We start from the raw sequence: 16,433 nt of genomic DNA, 5'->3' as shown, positions 1-16,433 counted from the left end.
TGAGCCGATGACCGGAACCGCTGACCAGACCGCCGCCCCTTCGCCCGCGTCCCCGCGGGGCGCCGCCAACCGGCGCGGACCCTTCCGGGCCGGGGAGCGCGTGCAGCTGACCGACGAGCGCGGGCGGATGAACACGGTCACGCTCGCGGAGGACGGCGCGTTCCACTCCCACCGCGGGGTGCTCGGCCACGGCGAGCTCATCGGCCGCCCGGAGGGCACCGTGGTCGAGAACTCCGCCGGGTTCCGCTACCAGGCCCTGCGCCCGCTCCTCAAGGACTTCGTGCTGTCCATGCCGCGCGGCGCCGCGGTGGTCTACCCCAAGGACGCCGGCCAGATCGTCACGATGGCCGACATCTTCCCGGGCGCCCGCGTGGTCGAGGCCGGCGTCGGCTCCGGCGCCCTGTCCATCTCCCTGCTGCGCGCGGTGGGCGACGAGGGCAGCCTGCACTCCTTCGAGCGGCGGGCGGAGTTCGCCGACATCGCCCGCGGCAACGTGGAGACCATGTTCGGCGGTCCCCACCCCGCGTGGCGGATCAGCATCGGGGACCTCGCCGAGGAGCTCGGCGAGCACGAGGAGCCCGGCTCCGTGGACCGCGTGGTCCTCGACATGCTCGCCCCCTGGGAGTGCCTCGACGCCGTGGCCACCGCCCTCGCCCCGGGCGGGGTGGTCATGTGCTACGTCGCGACCGTCACCCAGCTCTCCCGCACCGCCGAGGCGATGCGCGCCGACGGCCGCTACACCGAGCCGGACGCCTCCGAGACCATGGTCCGCGGCTGGCACGTGGAGGGCCTGGCCGTGCGCCCCGACCACCGCATGGTCGCCCACACCGGGTTCCTGCTCTCCGCCCGCCGGCTCGCCGACGGCTCCGAGCGGCTGGCGCCCAAGCGGCGGGCCTCCAAGTCCGAGTACAGCGAGGACGACCTGCAGGCCTGGACCCCCGTGGCCCTCGGCGAGCGGGACGTCACCGACAAGAAGCTGCGCCGCGCCGGCCGCGAGGCCCTCGGCCTGGCCGAGCGCGCCGCCCGCGGGAGCGCACCCGCCGATGATCCCGCCCCGGCCACGACGCCGGTGGCCGCTCCGGCGGAGACCGCGCCGGACGCCGCGCCCGAGCCCGCCGAGGCGCCGGCGGCCGCGCCGGCTCCCGGCACCGAGCAGCCCCGCGAGGAGCGCCCGTGAACGAGTCGTCCCCGCAGCAGACCACCGGAGCGGCCGGCACCGGACCGGCCGACGCCGAGCAGACCCGCCGCGCCCTCGTCAACGCCCAGCGGCAGGTCAACATCCTCCGCGACCAGAAGCGCGCCCTCGACAAGCAGCTCGCCGCCGCCGGGACCCAGAACCAGAAGCTCGTCCGGCTCCTCGACGCGACCCGCACGGAGATCGCCCAGCTCAAGCGCGCCCTCGAGAACGACCTCGTCCCGCCCCTGAGCCAGGGCACCGTCCTGCAGGTCAACCCCGGGCGGGCACCCGTGGGCGAGCAGACGGGCACCGGGCCCGCGGTCACCGACCGCACCCTCGACGTCCTCGTCGCCGGCCGCCGCATGCGCGTGGCACTCAGCCCGCTCGTGAGCTTCACCGCCTGCGAGCCCGGCCGCCAGGTCCTCCTCGACCAGAACTACACCGTCGGCGCGGTCCTCGACTACGAGCAGACCGGCGAGATCGCGACCGTCAAGGAGATCGTCGACCACGACCGCGTCCTCACCGTCGGGCGCTCCGACGAGGAGCGCGTCCTGCTGCTCTCCGGGCTGCTGCGCCGCAGCCGCCCGGAGATCGGCGACGCCGTGTCCATCGACCACCGCACCGGCTTCGCGCTCGAGCCCATCGAGCGCACCGACGTCGAGCAGCTCGTCCTCGAGGAGGTCCCCGCCGTCTCCTACGACGACATTGGGGGCCTCGGGCCCCAGATCGAGCAGATCCGCGACGCCGTCGAGCTGCCCTTCGTCCACCCCGAGCTCTACCGCGAGCACGGGCTGACCCCGCCCAAGGGCATCCTCCTCTACGGGCCCCCCGGCAACGGCAAGACGCTCATCGCCAAGGCCGTCGCCCGCTCCCTCGCCGAGCGCGCCGCCGACCGCGCCGGGCGCGGCAAGGCCCTGGGCTACTTCCTGAACATCAAGGGCCCCGAGCTGCTGGACAAGTACGTGGGGGAGACCGAGCGGCAGATCCGCTCCATCTTCCTGCGCGCCCGCGAGCAGGCGGCCCGCGGCATCCCCGTGGTCGTGTTCTTCGACGAGATGGACTCCCTGTTCCGCACCCGCGGCTCCGGGCTGTCCTCGGACGTGGAGACCACGATCGTCCCGCAGCTGCTCACCGAGATCGACGGCGTGGAGCGCCTCGACAACGTCATCGTCATCGGCGCCACCAACCGCGAGGACATGATCGACCCCGCCGTGCTGCGCCCGGGCCGGCTCGACGTCAAGATCCGCATCGACCGCCCGGACGCGACAGGCGCCGCCGAGATCCTCCGGCTCTACGTCACCGAGGACCTGCCCCTGCGCCAGGACGAGGTCGACGCCGCCGGCTCCCGCACCGGGGCCGTCACCGCGCTCGTCGACGCCGCCGTCGCCCGGATGTACGAGAAGAGCCCCGGCACGCAGTTCCTGCACCTGAGCTACCGGGACGGCACCGAGGAGACCCTCTACTTCAGCGACTTCACCTCCGGGGCGGTCATCCGCAACGTGGTGGACCGGGCCAAGAAGCAGGCCATCAAGGACCTGCTCACCACCGGGGTCCGCGGCCTGGGCCGCGAGCACCTGGTGCGCGCCGTGGACGAGGAGTTCCACGAGCAGCAGGACCTGCCCAACACCTCCAACCCGGAGGACTGGGCCCGCATCTCCGGGCGCCGCGGCGACACCATCACCGACCTGCGCGTGGTCCTGCACCGCGACCCGCATCCCGCCGGACCGGGCGCTCAGCACGCTGCCGCCCCCGCCGCCGGTCCCGTCCCGGGGGAGGGACCCGCATGAGCGTCCGCCGCGTCATGGGCGCCGAGACCGAGTTCGGCGTGCTCGCCACCGGCAACCCGCAGGCCAACGCCACCGTGCTCTCCACCCAGGTGGTCACCACCTACGCGGCCCTCGTGCGGCGCCGCCTCGGCGCCTCCCGCACCACGGCCGGCTGGGACTACCACGGCGAGACCCCCCTCGAGGACGCCCGTGGCTTCACCGTCCCCCGCGCGCAGGCCGACCCCTCGCAGCTCACCGACGTCGCCCCGGTGCTCACCGCCGAGGAGGTCGCCGCCGAGGCCCTCCGCGAGACCGGGCCCCACGCCGAGACCCTGGACTGGCGCCAGGTCGTGATGAACACCGTCCTGCCCAACGGCGCCCGCCTCTACGTGGACCACTCCCACCCCGAGTACTCCTCCCCGGAGGTCACCACACCCCGCGACGCCGTCCTGTGGGACGCCGCCGGGGACCGCGTCGCCCTCGACGCGGTCCGGGCGATCGCCGCCAGCGCCCCGGGCACCGGCCTCGACGTCGTGAACCTCTACAAGAACAACACCGACAACAAGTCCGTCTCCTACGGCGCCCACGAGAACTACCTCGTGCCCCGCTCCGTGCCCTTCGACGCCCTCGCCGCGGGCCTGCTGCCCTTCTTCGCCTCCCGTCAGGTCGTGTGCGGCGCCGGACGGGTGGGCCTCGGCGACCGCGGCCGGCGCCCCGGCTTCCAGATCAGCCAGCGCGCCGACTTCTTCGAGCGGGAGGTCGGCCTCGAGACCACCGTCCACCGGCCCATCGTCAACACCCGCGACGAGCCGCACGCCGAGCGCGCCCGCCACCGGCGTCTGCACGTCATCATCGGCGACGCCAACCTCTCGCACACCTCGAACCTGCTCAAGTTCGGGACCACCTCCCTGGTCCTCGGCCTGATCGAGGCCGGCGCCGCCCCCGACGCCGCGCTCGTCGACCCCGTGGCCGCCCTGCAGGCGATCAGCCACGACCCGGGGCTGACCACCACCGTCCCGCTCCGGGACGGCCGGGAGCTCACGGGCGTCCAGCTGCAGCGGCTCTACCTCGAGGCCGCCCGGGCGCACGAACGGGCCGCCGGGGGCCCGGACCCGGACACCCGCGAGGTCCTCGAGCTGTGGGAGGAGGTCCTCGACGCCCTCGAGACCGACCCCCTGTCCCTGGCGGACCGCCTGGACTGGGTCGCCAAGCACGCCCTGCTGCTGGGCTACCGCGAGCGCGACGGCCTCGCCTGGGACGATCCCCGCCTGACGCTGATCGACCTGCAGTACGCGGACGTGCGCCCGGAGAAGGGGCTCCACCACCGGCTGGTCGCGGCCGGGCGGATGCGCACCCTCTTCGGCGAGGAGGAGCTCCGGCGCGCGGTGGAGCTGCCGCCCGCCGACACCCGGGCGTGGCTGCGCGGCCGGCTGGTCACCCGGTTCCCCGACGACGTCCTCACGGCCAACTGGGACTCGGTCTCGCTGACCCTGCCCGGCGTCCGCCGCGGCGCGCGGATCACGATGCCCGAGCCGCTCGAGCTGACCCGCGAGGACGTCGGCCCCCTGCTGTCCGCGGCACCGGACGCCGAGCACCTCGTCCGCGCCCTCGCCGCCGCCCGACCTTCCCTCGTGCACACCGGCTCCCTCGGCTGAGCACCCCGACCACCGACCCCAGGAGGAACCCCGTCATGGCCCAGGAACGCATCTTCGGCACCGGCGCCCAGCGCCGCGAGGAGACCGAGCTCCCCGAGCCCGGCGCCCCCGCCCCCAGCACCCCCGCCGCCCAGGCGCAGACCGGCACCGCCGGCACCGACGACCTGCTCGCCGAGATCGACGGCGTGCTCGAGTCCAACGCCGAGGAGTTCGTGAAGGGCTTCGTCCAGAAGGGCGGCCAGTAGCCCCCATGGACCGCAGGATCTACGGGGTCGAGACCGAGTTCGGCATCGCCCACAGCGCCCCGGGCGCCCGTCCGCTCAGCCCGGAGGAGGCCGCGCGCACGCTCTTCCGGCCCGTGGTGGCCTGGGGCCGGTCCTCGAACGTGTTCCTGCCCAACGGCGGACGCCTCTACCTCGACGTCGGCTCGCACCCCGAGTACGCCACCGCGGAGTGCGCCACGCTCGAGGACCTCGTGGCCCAGGACAAGGCCGGCGAGCTGATCGTCGACGACCTCCGGCGGCAGGCCCAGGACGCCCTGGCGGAGCAGGGGACGGCCGGGCAGCTGTACCTGTTCAAGAACAACGTGGACTCGCGCGGCAACTCGTACGGCTCGCACGAGAACTACCTGATCGCCCGGCGCACCGAGTTCGCCCGGCTCGTGCAGATCCTCATCCCGTTCCTCGTCACCCGGCAGCTGCTCGTCGGCGCCGGCAAGGTGCACCCCGCGGGACCCGAGGACTTCGGCGCCGTGCGGGTCGGGGACGCCGCCGGGGCGCCCAGCTACTCCTTCTCGCAGCGCGCCGACCACATCTGGGAGGGCTCGTCCTCGGCCACCACGCGCTCCCGGCCCCTCATCAACACCCGTGACGAGCCGCACGCCGACGCCGAGCACTACCGCCGGCTGCACGTCATCGTGGGGGACTCGACCATGTCCCAGACCACCACCGCGCTGCGGATCGGGACGACCGACCTCGTGCTGCGGATGATCGAGGCCGGGCAGATCCTGCCCGACCGCACCATGGCGGACCCGGTGCGGTCCCTGCGGGAGGTCTCCCACGACCTCACCGGCACCCGCCCGGTGCCGCTGGCCGACGGCACCCGCCGCTCCGCCCTGGACCTGCAGCGCGAGCACCTGGAGTCCGTGCACCGGTTCGTGGACCGCGAGGGCGCCCACCACGACCGGGTGCCGTGGGTGCTGGACCTGTGGGAGCGGACCCTGGACGCCGTGGACCGCCAGGACGCCTCCGCCGTGGACACGGAGATCGACTGGGCGATCAAGAAGAAGCTCCTCGACGGCTACGCCGCCCGCGACGGCCTGGACCTCTCGGCGCCCCGGATGGCGCAGCTGGACCTGGCCTACCACGACACCGCCCCGGATCGGGGGCTGTTCAACCTCCTGCAGCGCCGGGGACGCGCGGCGACCTTCGTCCCCGACGAGCGGGTCCGGGAGGCGGCCCGGACCCCGCCCGCCACCCGGGCCGCCGTGCGCGGCCGGTTCATCGACGCGGTCGTCGCGTCCGGGCACAACTACACCGTCGACTGGGTGCACCTGAAGGTCAACGACCGCACCCAGCGCACGGTGCTGTGCAAGGACCCGTTCGCCGTGGACAACCCCGAGGCCGACGCCCTGGTGGCCGGCCTCGCCGCGCCCGGCACCGCGGGGGACGCCCACGGGGACGCCCCCGTGGTCTGAGCCGCGGCGGGCCCCCGTGGCCCCCGTCCAGTCAACGTCCAGCGCCCTGCACTAGGCTGGTCGCCGTCCTGCCCCGTGCCGTCCGTTCCGCGTGCCCCCACCCGGCCCGACCCCTTGAGGAAGCTACCCGTGCGAAAGACCCTGACCACCTCCGGTGCCGCCCTGACCCTGGCGCTCGTCCTCGCGGGCTGCTCCGGGCCCGGCGTCGACTCCGTCGAGCTCAGCAACGAACCGGACCCGGGCACGGCCCCGTCGGTCACCTTCGAGACCCCCCTCAACGCCGAGGAGGCGGGCGCGAAGGAGCTGCGCGAGGGCGAGGGGGAGGAGATCGCCGAGGGCGACACCATCCTCCTGCAGGCGGCGCTGTTCAAGGGCTCCGACGGCACCTCGATCGGCGAGACCTACTCCCGCGGCGCCGGCCAGGTGCTCCAGCTCGAGCAGGAGCTCAAGGACCAGATCCCGGAGATGTACGACGCGCTGGTGGGCGCCAAGGAGGGCGCGATCATCGCGTACTCCTCCCCGGAGACCGCCGGGGCCGCCGGCGACGAGTCGACCTCCGTGGAGGTCTACGAGGTCGTCCGGAAGATCCCCACCGAGATCGAGGGCGAGATGCAGGACAGCCCCCGCGGCCTGCCGGAGATCACCGAGAACGACGAGGGCGTGCCGTCCGTGGCGAAGCCCGAGGGCAAGGCCCCGAAGAAGCTCGTCTCCGAGTACCTCGTCGAGGGCGACGGCGAGGAGGTCGCCGAGGGCGACACCGTCATCGCGAACTACGTGGGCGTGAAGTGGTCCGACGGCGAGACCTTCGACTCCTCCTACGAGAACGGCGCCCCCGCGTCCTTCCCGCTCGCCAACGTCATCGAGGGCTGGCAGGAGGGTCTGAAGGGCAAGAAGGAGGGCTCCCGCGTGGTCCTGTCCGTGCCCGTCGGCCAGGCCTACGGCACGGAGAAGGACCTGGGCGAGGACTCGGACTACCCGGCCGGCAGCCTGCTCTTCGTCGTCGACATCCTCGCGGCCGTGGACACCCCCGAGGCACCGGCCGAGGAGGAGCCCTCCGCCTCGCCGTCGCCCTCCGCGACCGGGGAGTAGCCCCCAGTCGGATAGGGTGGCCCGGTGGGGCGCGAGCCCCCCCGGGGGGCCTCGTGCCCCGCCGTTCCCGACGACCGACCGTCGACGACCCGACGAACAGGAGCACCCATGTCCTTCGGAGAGCGCAAGCTCGACCGCAGCAAGCCCGAGATCGACTTCCCCGAGGGGGAGGCGCCGACCGAGCTCGTCATCACGGACCTCGTGGAGGGCACCGGCGCTGAGGCGACCCCCGGCAAGCAGATCTCCTGCCACTACGTGGGCGTGACGTTCTCCGCCGGCGAGGAGTTCGACGCCTCGTGGAACCGCGGCCAGCCCCTCGACTTCACCGTGGGCATCGGCCAGGTCATCGAGGGCTGGGACAAGGGCCTGCTCGGGATGAAGGTCGGCGGCCGCCGCCGCCTGGAGATCCCCTCGGACCAGGCCTACGGCTCCCGGGGAGCCGGCGGGGTCATCGGACCCGACGAGGCGCTGATCTTCGTGGTGGACCTCCTGGACGTGCGCTGAGGACCCAGCCGATGGCAGCCCGATCGACGGAGCGGCTTCTCAACCTGCTCATCGCCCTGGTCTCCCGCGACCGCGGGTACACCCGCGCCGAGCTCCGGGAGGCCGTTCCGTCGTACGCGGAGTCCGCGTCCGACGAGGCGTTCGAGCGCATGTTCGAGCGCGACAAGGCGGAGCTGCGCGATCTGGGCTACCCCATCGAGGAGGTCTCTGAGGACCCTCTGTTCCCCGACGACACGCACGGCCACCGCTACCGGATCCCGCGCGGCTCCTTCACCCTCCCGCCCCTGCAGTTCACGGCCGAGGAGTCCGCGGTGCTGGCCCTGGCGGCCAACGCCTGGACGGACGCCTCCCTCGGCGAGCTCGCCCACCGCGCCCTGCGCAAGCTCGAGCCCGCCATCGGGGGACTGCCGGAGGACGACGCCCCGCCGCTGCTGCAGCCCACCCTCACCGCCCACGAGCCGTCCTTCGAGCCGCTGCTCTCGGCCGTGGTGCGCCACCGCGAGGTGCGCTTCGACTACCTGGCCCGCAGCACCGACCAGCTCACCACCCGGCGGCTGAGGCCGTGGGGGATCGGCTCCCGCTACGGCAACTGGTACGTGGTCGGCTGGGACCTGGACCGCAAGGACTCGCGCACGTTCCGGCTCTCGCGGATCATGTCCGACGTCACGGTGACCCGCAAGGAGTTCGACCCGCCCGAGCACTTCTCCATGAACGAGGCACTCTCCCACATGGTCTCCCACGCCCCCGCGCGCACCGTGGAGGTGCTCGCCCGGCCCGGCCACGCGCACATGCTGCGCCGCATGGCCTCCCGGCAGGAGGCGGGCGTCGGCGCCGGGGACGGCGTCGAGCACTGGGACCGGCTGCACATCCCCTTCGCGGAGACCGAGATCCTCGCCGAGGAGATCGCCGCGGCCGGCCCCGGCGTCGTCGTGCCCCGGGACGGGGACGGCACCGCGCCCACGATGCAGGCGGAGGTGCGCGCCGCCGTGGTGCGCCGGCTGCGCAGCGCCGAGACGGCCGTGGCCCGGTTCCGCGGGGTGCCGGTCGACTGGAGCCTCAAGTCCCGCAAGGGCACGCGCAACAAGCTCTCCACCGCCGACCACCTCTCGCGGCTGCTCGAGATCGTCCGCTGGGTCTACGCCCACCAGGGCGCGGAGCTCGAGGAGACCGCCCGCCGCTTCGGGATCACCGACCAGGAGCTCATCGCGGACCTCAACACCCTGTTCGTGTGCGGCAAGCCCGGGCACATGCCGGACCAGCTGATCGACGCGTCCTGGGACGACGGCCACGTCTACCTCTCCAACGCGGACGAGCTCTCCGACCCCGTGCGCCTCACCCAGCCCGAGGCCTCCGCGCTGCTCGTGGGCCTGCAGACGCTGCGCACCGTGCCCGGCGGGGACTCCGAGGCGGTGGCCTCCACGATCGCGAAGGTCGCCGGCGCGGCGGGGGACGCCGGGGTGCTCGCCAACGCCGTGGGCGCCCGGCCCATCACGGACACCCCAGCGCCCGCCCTCGACGACGTCATGGCAGCGGTCCGCCGCGCCGTGGAGCAGCGCCGCCGGATCCGGATCCGCTACGTGGTCCCGTCCCGCGACGAGCTCACGGAGCGGGTCGTCGACCCGGTCCAGGTGTTCTCCTCCAACACCCACTGGTACGTGCGCGCCTGGTGCCTGGACGCCGAGGGGATGCGCAACTTCCGGCTGGACCGGATCTCCGCCGTCGAGGACGCCGGGCCGGCGGGGGAGCGCCCGGCCGCCCAGGAGGCCGCCGCCGCGGCCCCGCCCGCCCCCGGCACCCCGGACACGGTGGAGGTCGTGCTCGTCACCGACCGGCGCAGCCGGTGGATCGCCGACCAGTACCACGCCTCCCGCACGGCCGTGGTCCGGCTCCCCGGCGGCGCCCGCACCGGACCGGCCGCCGACCACGAGGCCGCGCTCATCGGGTTCCAGACGGTCGAGGCCGTGTGCGCGCTCGTCACCCGCTACGGCGGCCAGCTCTCCGTGGCCGGGCCCGACGACGTCGTGGCGCAGGTGGAACTCTGGGTGAACTCTGCGCTCCGGGCCTACGGGACGTCCGAGCCGGCCTGAGCCGCCCGCCTATACTGGAGGACATGCTCTGGTGGTCCTGGGTCCTGCTGTGGACGGTCCTCGTCCTGCTCGGCGCGGCATTCCTCGGACTGATGCTGTGGCGGCTGGCCCGGACCTTCCTCGTCCTGCTCCGGGACACCGAGACGGTGGCCGGGGAGTTCGCCCAGCGCTGGGACGACGCCGCCGCCGGCGTGCAGCGCCCCGTGCGGGCCGCGCCGGACCCGGCCCTGTTCACGCCGGTGGGGCAAGCCGTGGCCGACTACCGGGTCGGCCGTGACCAACGAGAAACCGCCCGTCTGAGACGCCGCATCGAGCGCAAGGACCGCATGGGCCAGCCGCAGCGGATCAGCGACATCCGCCGGGCTGAACGGAAAGGAATGTTCAATGGGTAGGCTCTTCGACAGCCCCTTCATGATCCTGATCATCCTGCTGGTGATCCTGCTGCTGTTCGGCGCGCCCAAGCTCCCGGGCATGGCCCGCAGCCTCGGCCAGTCGCTGCGCATCTTCAAGTCCGAGGTGAAGGAGATGAAGAAGGACGACCAGCCGGGCGGTTCGGACGTGGTCATCGACGGCAAGCCCGTGGAGTCAGGCCAGGACGTGACCCCGGACCGTGCCCCCGGGTCGCCCGGGACGGACGCCCCGCGCGACCCGGAGCAGCGCCCCGGCCACCCTCCGGCCTGACCCGGCCCACCGTCCCCCTCCGGCTCCCCGCTCCGCGCCGGTGCGCGCCGCCTCCGCGGTCCGCGTCCCCGGCCGGGGACGGACCGCCCGACCGGCCCCGGCGCACCGTGCGGCCCCGACGTCCCGAAGGTCCCCATGTCCTCGCAGTCCCCCCGCGGCCCCCAGAAGCGCCGCTCGGCGCGCAAGGCCAATCCGCAGGCGCAGATGGCCCTGGCCGAGCACCTGCGGGAGCTGCGCAACCGGCTGATCAAGTCCGCGGTGGCCACCGTCCTGGGCATGGTCGGCGGGTTCTTCCTGTACATCCCGTTCATGGGCTACATCACCGAGCCCCTGCAGCGGCTGGCCTCGGCGGAGGGCAGCGAGGCCTCCATCAACTACTCGGCCGTGGGCTCGTCCTTCAACATCATGGTGGAGGTCTCCCTGGTGCTCGGCCTGGTCCTGGCCAGCCCCGTGTGGCTCTACCAGCTCTGGGCGTTCGTCACACCGGCCCTGCACCGGACCGAGCGCCGCTACGCGGTCGGCTTCCTGGCCGCGGCCGTCCCGCTCTTCCTGGGCGGGGTCGCGGTCGCCGTGCTCACCCTGCCGACGGCCGTCTACGCCCTGACCGCGTTCACCCCGGCGGGCGGCACCAACTTCATCTCCGCGGACGTGTACCTGCGGTTCTTCCTGCAGCTCATCCTCACCTTCGGCGTGGCCTTCGTGCTGCCGGTGTTCCTGGTGGGCCTGAACATGCTCGGGGTGCTCTCCGGGCGCACGGTGCTCAAGAGCTGGCGGATCGTCGTGGTCCTGGTGATGGTGGTCTCCGCGATGGCCGCCCCGGGACCGGACCCGATGACGATGTTCTACCTCGCGGTGCCGCTGCTCACGCTCTTCTTCGTGGCGGTCGGGCTGTGCCTGCTCCTGGACCGCCGGCGGGCCCGGAAGGAGGCCCGGCTCGCGGCGGGCACGGGTGCCGCGGCCGACGTCGCGACCCCCGCCGACGAGCTCGGACGCCTCGGCCGCGACGCCGGGGACGGGTCCCGCGCCTGATCCGCTCGGCCCGTCGCGAACGGGCCGCCGGCGGGCCCTCCCGGGCCGGGACCGCGCAGTAGGGTGGACGCATGTCCTCCTACGCCGACCGATACCTGGCCGCCAAGCAGCGGGCCGCCCACGCGAGGACCGAGCTCGCCGCGTTCCAGCACCGGCTCGAGTTCGAGATGGACGACTTCCAGGCGACCGCCTGCGGGGCCCTCGAGGAGGGCCGGGGTGTGCTCGTCGCCGCCCCGACCGGCGCCGGCAAGACCGTGGTGGGGGAGTTCGCCGTCCACCTGGCCCTGTCCCGCGGGCAGAAGGCCTTCTACACGACCCCCATCAAGGCGCTCAGCAACCAGAAGTTCCACGAGTTCTCCCGCGCCTTCGGCGCCGAGCGGGTCGGGCTGCTCACCGGGGACACCTCCGTGAACTCCGAGGCGGACGTCGTGGTGATGACCACCGAGGTCCTGCGGAACATGCTCTACGCGGACTCGCCGACCCTGCTGAACCTGGGCTTCGTGATCATGGACGAGGTGCACTACCTCGCCGACCGCTTCCGGGGCGCCGTCTGGGAGGAGGTCATCATCCACCTGCCGGACAGCGTCCAGCTGGTCTCCCTGTCCGCGACCGTCTCCAACGCCGAGGAGTTCGGGGCGTGGCTGGACACCGTGCGCGGGGACACGGACGTGGTCGTCTCCGAGCACCGCCCCGTCCCGCTGTGGCAGCACGTCCAGGTGGGCGGACGGCTGCTCGACCTGTTCGTGGACGACACCACGGTCGAGGAGGCCGCCGAGCGGCTCGGGGGCCCCGGCCGGGACGAGCCCGAGGTCAACCCCGAGCTGCTCCAGCTCGCCCGCGCCGAGCACCCGCGCGGCGGGCGCCGGGGCGGGCGCGGTCCCGGCGGCCGGTCCCGCGACCGGTTCTCCCGGCGCAACGGCGGCGAGGGGTTCCGGCCGAACCCCGAGACCCGCCGGGTGTCCCGCCCGCAGCTCGTCCGCCGGCTCGACGCCGAGGGGCTGCTGCCCGTCATCACGTTCATCTTCTCCCGCGCCGGCTGCGACGCCGCCGTGCAGCAGTGCGTCACCGCCGACATCCGGCTGACCAACGAGAAGGAGCAGCAGACCATCCGCGCCCGGGTGGCCGAGACCGCGGCCTCGCTCGAGGCCGCGGACCTCAACGTCCTCGGCTTCTACGAGTGGCGCGACGGCCTGCTGCGCGGCGTGGCCGCCCACCACGCGGGGATGCTGCCCGCGTTCAAGGAGCTCGTGGAGCAGCTCTTCGCCGACGGGCTCGTCAAGGCGGTCTTCGCCACGGAGACCCTGGCGCTGGGGATCAACATGCCCGCCCGCTCCGTGGTGCTCGAGAAGCTCGACAAGTTCAACGGCGAGGCCCGGGTGGACATCACGCCGGGGGAGTACACCCAGCTCACCGGCCGCGCCGGGCGCCGGGGGATCGACGTCGAGGGCCACGCGGTGGTGCTGTGGCAGCCCGGGATGGACCCGCACGCCGTCGCCGGTCTCGCCTCCAAGCGCACCTACCCGCTGAACTCGAGCTTCCGGCCCACGTACAACATGTCCGTGAACCTGGTGGCCCAGTTCGGCGCCTTCCGCTCCCGCAAGATCCTCGAGTCCTCCTTCGCGCAGTTCCAGGCCGACCGCTCCGTGGTGGGCCTGGCCCGCCGGGTCCGTTCCCAGGAGGAGTCCCTCAGGGGCTACGAGGAGGCCATGACCTGCCACCTCGGGGACTTCTCCGAGTACGCCGCCCTGCGCCGGGAGCTCAAGGACCTCGAGCGCGCCGAGGAGAAGGCCGGCTCCCGGCGGCGCCGCTCGGACGCCGTCGCCTCGCTGCACGACCTGCTGCCCGGGGACGTCGTGGAGATCCCCCGCGGGCGCAACGCCGGCTACGCCGTGATCCTGTCCACCGACCCCAACCGGGACGACCCCCGCCCCTCGATCCTCACCCTGGACCACCAGCTGCGCCGAGTGGGGGCGCAGGACCTTGACGGCCCCCTCGAGCCGGTGTCCCGGATCCGGATCCCCAAGCACTTCAGCGGCAGGACCCCCAAGGAGCGGCGCGACCTCGCCTCGTCCGTGCGCAACGCCCTGCACGAGCACCGGCCCCCGCGGAGCGGCGGCCGGGGGCACACCATCCAGTTCGACCGCGGCACCAGCGCGGCCGAGCGGCGCATCACGGAGGTCCGCAAGGCGCTGCGCGGCCACCCCTGCCACGGCTGCTCGGACCGCGAGAGCCACGCCCGCTGGGCCGAGCGCTGGTGGACCCTGCGCCGGGACACCGACGGGCTGCTGCGGCAGATCGAGAGCCGCACCAACACGATCGCCAAGACCTTCGACCGCGTCTCCCAGGTGCTGGACTCCTTCGGCTACCTCGAGACCCTCCCGGACGGAGAGGTCCGGCCCACGCACGCCGGGGAGCAGCTGCGGCGGATCTACGGCGACCGGGACCTGCTGCTGGCCCTGAGCCTGCGCGAAGGATTCCTCGAGAACCTCGATCCCGCCGCCACCGCGGGCCTCGTGACCCTGCTCGTCTACCAGGCCAAGCGCGAGGAGCAGGGGATCCAGCCCGTCCTGCCGTCCGCCGCCATGGACCGCGCCGCGCAGACCGTGGTGCGCAACTGGTCCCGGCTCACCGACCGCGAGCAGGAGCACCACCTGCCGGCCACCGCGGAGCCCGAGTTCGGGCTCGTGGAACCGATGTACCTCTGGGCCCGCGGCGCGACCCTGAGCACGGCGCTGTCCGGCACGGAGCTCGCCGCGGGCGACTTCGTGCGCTGGGCCAAGCAGGTGATCGACATGCTCGACCAGCTCGCCGGCATCGACCTCCTCGACGCCGGCACGCGCGCCCAGTGCCAGCGCGCGATCGCTCTGGTGCGCCGCGGCGTCGTGGCGCACTCCGCGTTCGAGGACTGAGCGGCACCGTCCCTCGCCCCGCCCTTCCGCCTGCACCGCCGCCCCGAACAGGAGACCCGTGAGCACCACCGCCCCCGCCCGTCCCGTCCTCTACCGCAACGGCTCCGTCTACAGCCCGGCCGACCCGTTCGCCACGGCCCTGCTGGTCGACGGCGCCCGCGTCGCCTGGGTGGGCTCCGAGGAGGCCGCGCGGTCCCTGCAGGACTCCTCGATGGACGTGGTCGACCTCGACGGACGGCTGCTGGCCCCCGGCTTCGTGGACTCCCACGTGCACGTGACGGAGACCGCGCTGGCGCTGTCCAGCCTCGACCTCGCGGCCGCCGGTTCCCTGCACGAGGTGCTCGAGGCCGTGGCCGGTGCCGCGCGCACGGGCGCCGGCCCGGTCCTGGGCTCCGGGTGGGACGAGTCCGTGTGGCCGGAGCGGCGGGCGCCGACGGCCGAGGAGCTCGACCGGGCCGCCGGGGGGCGCGAGGTCTACCTGACGCGGATCGACGTCCACTCCGGGGTGGTGTCCTCGTCCCTGGCCCGGCGGCTGGGCCTCGCCGGCGTCGAGGGATGGCTCGGCGACGGCCGGGTCGAGAACCGGGCCCACGACCGCGTGCGCGCCGCGGCCCTCGGCTTCGACGCCGGGCGCCGCGCCGAGCTGCACCGGCTGGCGCTGCGGCACGCCGCGTCCCAGGGCTACGTGGCCCTGGTGGAGGCCAACGCCGAGCAGGTCGCCCCGTTCGAGGACCTCGTCCGGCTGACGGCCCTCGCCAACCACGGGGTCGGCGCCGAGGGCCCGACGCCCCGGGTGCTGCCCTACCGGGGCGAGCTCGCGGCCACGGCCCAGGAGGCGCGGGCGGTGGCGGAGCGCTTCGACACCGCCCTGGCCGATCTGCTGGGCCGGGCCGTGCAGCCGAGGGAGTCGCTCGTGGGCCTGGCCGGGGACCTGTGCGTCGACGGCGCCCTGGGCTCCCGCACCGCGGCACTGCGCGCTCCCTACGCCGACGCCCCGGACGACCGCGGCGACCGCTACCTCGACGCCGAGGCCGTGTCCGCCCACCTCGCCGCGACCACGGAGGCCGGCCTGCAGGGCGGGTTCCACGTCATCGGGGACGCCGGGATGGACATCGTCCTCGACGGGCTCGACCGCGCCGAGGAGCTCGTGGGGGAGCGGGCGTTGCGCAGCGCGGGCCACCGCCTCGAGCACGCCGAGATGATCGACCCCGAGGGCATCGAGCGGCTCGCCCGCCACGCGGTGACCGTCTCCGTGCAGCCCGGCTTCGACGCCGCGTGGGGCGGGCCGGGCGGGCTCTACGAGCAGCGCCTCGGCGCCGCGCGGGCGGCCGCGATGAACCCGATGGCCTCGTTCTACCGCGCCGGGGTGCCCGTGGCCCTCGGCAGCGACGCCCCCGTGGTGCCGCTGTCCCCGTGGGAGACCGTCCGGGCCTGCCTCCAGCACCACGACCCGGAGCAGCGGATCTCCGCCCGGGCCGCGTTCCTCGCCTCCACCCGGGGCGCGTGGCGGGCCGCCCGGCACCCCGACCCCATGCAGGGCCAGCTCGCGCCGGGCACCCCGGCCACGTTCGCCGTCTGGGACGTCGAGGCCCTCATGGTGCAGCAGGCCGAGGGGACCGGCTCCGCCTGGAGCACCGACCCGCGCGCCCGCACCCCGCTGCTGCCCGCGCTGGACGGCACGTCCCTGCCCGTGTGCCGCCAGACCGTGCTCGACGGCGTGGAGCTCTACCGCTCCGCCGGCTTCTGAGCCCCTCGGCGCCCGCCGGGACGCGGCCGGGGCGTGTTGGTCGCGGGCACGGGGCAGGATAGGCTGGGCAACTGCTGCCGGGTGGGCTCGCTC

At 74.1% G+C, this 16,433-nt stretch carries 13 protein-coding genes; all 13 read left to right on the top strand.

Going from position 1 to position 16,433, the window contains the following annotated elements:
* Window positions 1-7 precede the first annotated feature (7 nt).
* Entirely contained in the window at window positions 8-1,177 is a 1,170-nt protein-coding gene (locus RCG67_RS06460) for a tRNA (adenine-N1)-methyltransferase (protein WP_368825348.1), read from the top strand.
* Window positions 1,174-2,964 (top strand): proteasome ATPase, encoded by a 1,791-nt coding sequence (gene arc, locus RCG67_RS06455; RefSeq protein ID WP_438612641.1) that lies wholly within the window; start codon window positions 1,174-1,176, stop codon window positions 2,962-2,964. The genes RCG67_RS06460 and arc overlap by 4 nt, the downstream gene beginning before the upstream one ends.
* Complete coding sequence (gene dop, locus RCG67_RS06450; RefSeq protein ID WP_368825347.1) at window positions 2,961-4,598, top strand: depupylase/deamidase Dop; 1,638 nt, start codon at window positions 2,961-2,963, stop codon at window positions 4,596-4,598. The genes arc and dop overlap by 4 nt, the downstream gene beginning before the upstream one ends.
* A gap of 35 nt (window positions 4,599-4,633) precedes the next feature.
* The gene (locus RCG67_RS06445) at window positions 4,634-4,843 is read left to right on the top strand and encodes a ubiquitin-like protein Pup (RefSeq protein WP_058874926.1); all 210 of its coding nucleotides are present in this window, start codon (window positions 4,634-4,636) and stop codon (window positions 4,841-4,843) included.
* Between the two features lie 5 nt (window positions 4,844-4,848).
* Complete coding sequence (gene pafA, locus RCG67_RS06440) at window positions 4,849-6,294, top strand: Pup--protein ligase (protein WP_368825346.1); 1,446 nt, start codon at window positions 4,849-4,851, stop codon at window positions 6,292-6,294.
* 129 nt (window positions 6,295-6,423) lie between these two features.
* A complete protein-coding gene (locus tag RCG67_RS06435) occupies window positions 6,424-7,383 on the top strand; it encodes an FKBP-type peptidyl-prolyl cis-trans isomerase (protein ID WP_368825345.1) in 960 nt (319 codons plus the stop codon).
* Between the two features lie 108 nt (window positions 7,384-7,491).
* On the top strand, window positions 7,492-7,887 hold the full coding sequence (locus tag RCG67_RS06430) for an FKBP-type peptidyl-prolyl cis-trans isomerase (protein ID WP_058874923.1): 396 nt from the start codon (window positions 7,492-7,494) through the stop codon (window positions 7,885-7,887).
* Between the two features lie 11 nt (window positions 7,888-7,898).
* Window positions 7,899-9,974: a WYL domain-containing transcriptional regulator gene (locus RCG67_RS06425; protein WP_368825344.1), complete on the top strand. Its 2,076-nt coding sequence runs from the start codon at window positions 7,899-7,901 to the stop codon at window positions 9,972-9,974.
* 23 nt (window positions 9,975-9,997) lie between these two features.
* Window positions 9,998-10,366, top strand: a complete 369-nt coding sequence (locus RCG67_RS06420; RefSeq protein ID WP_368825343.1) for a hypothetical protein — start codon at window positions 9,998-10,000, stop codon at window positions 10,364-10,366.
* Window positions 10,359-10,655, top strand: coding sequence for a Sec-independent protein translocase subunit TatA (tatA, locus tag RCG67_RS06415; RefSeq protein WP_368825342.1), 297 nt, complete (start codon window positions 10,359-10,361; stop codon window positions 10,653-10,655). Before RCG67_RS06420 ends, tatA begins: the two co-directional genes overlap by 8 nt.
* Window positions 10,656-10,790: 135 nt before the next feature.
* Window positions 10,791-11,684, top strand: coding sequence for a twin-arginine translocase subunit TatC (tatC, locus tag RCG67_RS06410; RefSeq protein WP_368825341.1), 894 nt, complete (start codon window positions 10,791-10,793; stop codon window positions 11,682-11,684).
* A 71-nt stretch (window positions 11,685-11,755) separates the two neighbouring features.
* Complete coding sequence (locus RCG67_RS06405; RefSeq protein WP_368825340.1) at window positions 11,756-14,593, top strand: DEAD/DEAH box helicase; 2,838 nt, start codon at window positions 11,756-11,758, stop codon at window positions 14,591-14,593.
* 58 nt (window positions 14,594-14,651) lie between these two features.
* A complete protein-coding gene (locus RCG67_RS06400) occupies window positions 14,652-16,340 on the top strand; it encodes an amidohydrolase (RefSeq protein ID WP_368825339.1) in 1,689 nt (562 codons plus the stop codon).
* Window positions 16,341-16,433 lie beyond the last annotated feature (93 nt).

This window comes from Kocuria cellulosilytica, from assembly GCF_040981245.1.
Lineage (GTDB): Bacteria > Actinomycetota > Actinomycetes > Actinomycetales > Micrococcaceae > Kocuria > Kocuria cellulosilytica.
The sequence above is the reverse complement of the archived record's forward strand: the minus strand, read 5'-3'. Positions and strand labels throughout refer to the sequence as shown.

Coding starts and splice junctions, on each gene's coding strand:
- RCG67_RS06460 (WP_368825348.1), top strand. CDS start 8: ATGACCGGAACCGCTGACCAGACCGCCGCCCCTTCGCCCGCGTCCCCG.
- tatA (WP_368825342.1), top strand. CDS start 10,359: ATGGGTAGGCTCTTCGACAGCCCCTTCATGATCCTGATCATCCTGCTG.
- RCG67_RS06425 (WP_368825344.1), top strand. CDS start 7,899: ATGGCAGCCCGATCGACGGAGCGGCTTCTCAACCTGCTCATCGCCCTG.
- RCG67_RS06405 (WP_368825340.1), top strand. CDS start 11,756: ATGTCCTCCTACGCCGACCGATACCTGGCCGCCAAGCAGCGGGCCGCC.
- tatC (WP_368825341.1), top strand. CDS start 10,791: ATGTCCTCGCAGTCCCCCCGCGGCCCCCAGAAGCGCCGCTCGGCGCGC.
- RCG67_RS06420 (WP_368825343.1), top strand. CDS start 9,998: ATGCTCTGGTGGTCCTGGGTCCTGCTGTGGACGGTCCTCGTCCTGCTC.
- RCG67_RS06430 (WP_058874923.1), top strand. CDS start 7,492: ATGTCCTTCGGAGAGCGCAAGCTCGACCGCAGCAAGCCCGAGATCGAC.
- RCG67_RS06445 (WP_058874926.1), top strand. CDS start 4,634: ATGGCCCAGGAACGCATCTTCGGCACCGGCGCCCAGCGCCGCGAGGAG.
- pafA (WP_368825346.1), top strand. CDS start 4,849: ATGGACCGCAGGATCTACGGGGTCGAGACCGAGTTCGGCATCGCCCAC.
- dop (WP_368825347.1), top strand. CDS start 2,961: ATGAGCGTCCGCCGCGTCATGGGCGCCGAGACCGAGTTCGGCGTGCTC.